Origin of the sequence: Bradyrhizobium betae (assembly GCF_004123905.1) — a bacterium.
GTDB lineage: Bacteria > Pseudomonadota > Alphaproteobacteria > Rhizobiales > Xanthobacteraceae > Bradyrhizobium > Bradyrhizobium betae_A.
In genome coordinates this window covers 1-2,483 of sequence record NZ_MZXW01000040.1, presented here as the reverse complement: position 1 = coordinate 2,483, position 2,483 = coordinate 1, and the positions used below count along the sequence as shown (strand labels likewise).

Genomic DNA, 2,483 nt, shown 5'->3' with positions numbered 1-2,483 from the left:
GTAAGCGTCGTTCCGCTCCCGCCTTCTCGCGGCACATGGGATAGGCGAGTTTCACGATCTCTTTGAAGGGATCGGCTTGTGTCTATGCTTGACCATACGCTTAAATCGGACGTGACGGCGCGCCGGCTGGAAGTGATCACGGAGACGGGACGCCGTCGTTGGTTCTCCAAGGACGACAAGGCCCGGATCGTCGAGGAGACGCTGGTCTCGGGCGCCGTCGTTTCCGAGATTGCCCGGCGACACGGGCTGACCCCACAACAAGTGTTCACCTGGCGCCGGCAAGCACGCCGGTTGCCGACGCCGATGGCTGACGATCCACCGTTTGTACCGGCGGTGGTAGACGCCTTGGTACCGGCCGTGGCTGTTGGCCATGAGCGCAAGACAGCGCGACGCAAGGCCAAGCCGGATATCGGGGGCATCGAGATCGAAGCCGAGGGCGTCACTATCCGGGTCGGCCGAGGCGCGGATGTGGCGATGATTGCGGCCATCGTCCATGCGCTGAAGGCAAGCCGGTGATCGGCCCGTCCGGAACTGTCCGGGTGATGGTGGCAACCAAGCCGGTCGACTTCCGCAAGGGAATGGAGGGGCTTGCCATATTGGTACGCGAGCACATGCAGGCTGACCCGTTCTCGGGTGCTGTTTATGTGTTCCGTGCCAAGCGCGCCGACCGGATCAAGCTGATCTTCTGGGATGGTACGGGTTTGTGCCTGTTCGCCAAGCGGCTCGAAGACGGCGTCTTCCGCTGGCCGAAGATCGAGGATGGCGTGATGCGTTTGTCGGCGGCGGAATTGTCGGCGCTGCTCGAAGGGCTCGATTGGCGGCGTGTCCACGCGGCACGGGAGACGGTCGTGCCGACGCAAGTCGGATAATTGTGAGCCGTGCTGCGGCGAAGTGAATCAGGGGCATCGAGCACGTCGTCAAGCGGGCGCGAATATGCTCTGATTTACCTGTGAGCGATAACCTTCCTGATGATCCCGAGACGCTCAAGGCGATGCTGCTGGCAGCGCTTCACGAGAGCGAGCGGCTGCGTCAGATTATCAAGGAGCTGCAACGCCACCGCTTTGGCCGGAAGGCAGAGTCGCTTCCCGAGGAGCAGATGCTGCTGGGCCTCGATGACGTCCAACAGGTCGCAGCCTTTGCCGAGGCTGGTCATGACGAGACAGCCCCGGAAGGCCGGGCGGAGCGCGCACGCAAGCGCCGCGTCAATCGCGGAGCACTGCCGGCCCACCTGCCGCGGATCGAGGTCGTCGTCGACCTCGACGACAAGACCTGCCCCTGCTGCCAGGGCGAACTGCATCGGATCGGTGAAGACAGGAGCGAGCGGCTGGACATGGTGCCGGCGCAGTTCCGCGTTGTCGTCACCCGGCGTCCCAAATACGCCTGCCGAGCCTGCGAAGATGGCGTCACGCAGGCCGAGGCTCCGGCCCGGCTGATCGAGGGCGGCCTGCCGACGGAGGCAACCGTCGCCCAGGTTCTGGTGTCCAAATATGCCGATCATCTGCCGCTCTACCGGCAGGCCCAGATCTATGCCCGCCAAGGCATCGCTCTCGATCGATCGACGCTGGCGGACTGGGTTGGGCATGCCGCCTTCCATCTGCGCCCGCTGCATGAGCGCCTTCTCGCTCTGCTTCGCGCGAGATCCAAGCTGTTCGCCGACGAGACGACGGTGCCGGTGCTCGATCCGGGTCGAGGGCGCACCAAGACCGGCCAGCTCTGGGCCTATGCAGCCGACGACAGGCCCTGGGGCGGCCTCGATCCGCCCGGCATTGCCTATGTCTATGCACCCGACCGCAAAGCCGAGCGGCTGTTCAGCCATCTCGCCGGCTTCAAGGGCGTCCTGCAGGTCGATGGCTACAACGCCTATCCAAAGCTTGCCGAACGCGGCGGAGTCGAGCTCGCCTTCTGCTGGGTGCACATGCGGCGCAACTTCTACGAACTCGCGACAGCCGGCCCCGCTCCAATCGCAAGCGAGGCGCTCAACCACATCGCCGCATTCTATGCGATCGAGAAGGAGATTCGCGGCCGCAGCGCGGAGGAGCGTCGCCTCGTGCGGCAGCAGAAGAGCCGACCACTGGCCGATGCCTTTGAGGTATGGCTGCGCGCCAAGCTGGCTCTCATCAGCCAGAAGATCAAGCTCGCCGAGGCCATCCGCTATGCTCTCTCGCGCTGGCAAGGACTGACGCGCTTCATTGACGATGGCCGGATCGAACTCGATAACAACACCATCGAGCGATCAATCCGCGGTATCAAACTTTGCCGCAAGAATGCACTATTTGCAGGATCCGACGGCGGCGCCGAGCATTGGGCGGTCATCGCTTCCTTGGTCGAGACCTGCAAGATCAACGACGTCGATCCGCTCGCCTACCTCACCGACGTCCTGACCAGGATCGTCAACGGACATCCAAACCGCGACATCGACCTGCTACTGCCCTGGGCCTACCGCGCTCAAGCCCTCAAAGCCGTGGCCTGACAGCGACGCTTAC

3 protein-coding genes are annotated in these 2,483 nt (G+C 63.9%); all 3 read left to right on the top strand.

Translation table 11 applies throughout. The annotated features are described in order from the left end of the window. Nucleotides 1–84 precede the first annotated feature (84 nt). The 3 genes from tnpA (at nt 85) to tnpC (ending at nt 2,470) form a co-directional block, all read left to right on the top strand. Nucleotides 85–516 (top strand): IS66-like element accessory protein TnpA, encoded by a 432-nt coding sequence (tnpA, locus tag B5V03_RS29285; RefSeq protein ID WP_018458214.1) that lies wholly within the window; start codon nt 85–87, stop codon nt 514–516. After that, a complete protein-coding gene (gene tnpB, locus B5V03_RS29280; RefSeq protein WP_026233531.1) occupies nt 513–869 on the top strand; it encodes an IS66 family insertion sequence element accessory protein TnpB in 357 nt (118 codons plus the stop codon). Before tnpA ends, tnpB begins: the two co-directional genes overlap by 4 nt. Nucleotides 870–991: 122 nt before the next feature. Beyond that, nucleotides 992–2,470 (top strand): IS66 family transposase, encoded by a 1,479-nt coding sequence (gene tnpC / locus B5V03_RS29275; RefSeq protein WP_085386233.1) that lies wholly within the window; start codon nt 992–994, stop codon nt 2,468–2,470. Nucleotides 2,471–2,483: the final 13 nt, after the last annotated feature.

What these genes read in the sequence shown, in the direction of transcription:
- tnpA (WP_018458214.1), top strand. Translation starts at nt 85, where the DNA reads ATGCTTGACCATACGCTTAAATCGGACGTGACGGCGCGCCGGCTGGAA.
- tnpC (WP_085386233.1), top strand. Translation starts at nt 992, where the DNA reads ATGCTGCTGGCAGCGCTTCACGAGAGCGAGCGGCTGCGTCAGATTATC.